Origin of the sequence: Stenotrophomonas maltophilia group sp. RNC7 (assembly GCF_030910085.1) — a bacterium.
GTDB lineage: Bacteria > Pseudomonadota > Gammaproteobacteria > Xanthomonadales > Xanthomonadaceae > Stenotrophomonas > Stenotrophomonas sepilia.
In genome coordinates this window covers 1-567 of the sequence record NZ_JAVFVN010000934.1, presented here as the reverse complement: position 1 = coordinate 567, position 567 = coordinate 1, and the positions used below count along the sequence as shown (strand labels likewise).

General features: G+C 59.4%; 1 protein-coding gene. It reads right to left on the bottom strand.

What is annotated here, in order from left to right:
* Window positions 1-28: 28 nt before the first annotated feature.
* Window positions 29-567: pre-toxin TG domain-containing protein (locus RCF13_RS23665; RefSeq protein ID WP_308141605.1), on the bottom strand; the 539-nt coding region annotated here is incomplete at its 5' end.

Below are 567 nucleotides of genomic sequence, written 5' to 3'. Positions count from 1 at the left end.
CAAAAACATGCAGCGCCTGCCCTCCCTTCTACAGCATCCCTCCAACAACAGGCACCAGTCCCAACGAAGAGAAAAACCTGTTCGCCTCTTCGCCCGTCGCCGTCCTCCCCGTCACCAGTTCATACAGCGCACTGGCGTTTGACACCCCGGGCGCGAGGTCTAGCACCGCCTGGGCAAGTGTGTCGGCCTTCTCTTTGGTCAGTTGCGGGTAGTGGCTGAGTATCAGCGCCACATCGTAGGCCGACGCCATCCGGTCTGCTCGGTCAAACCCCTCCTGGAAGCAGCGCGCGTCGGTACCCTCCCTCAACAACTCGTCAGTCAGCTCGGCTTTCAACCGCCCAACCTTATCGCGGTTCATATAGCGGCTGTTGTTCTCTAACTCGATACGCGCCGCGACTTGGGCAGCGCTGGCCGCATTCGGATCGATAGCCGCCGCAATACCGGCAACAATGCTGGTTATCAGATTGACGCGGGCCTGCTGATCCTCCGCAGATAGATTCTTACCACCATCTCCCTCCAGATTTTCCAGCAGTTTGCTCAGCACCACGCCTGATAGCGCGCCCACAC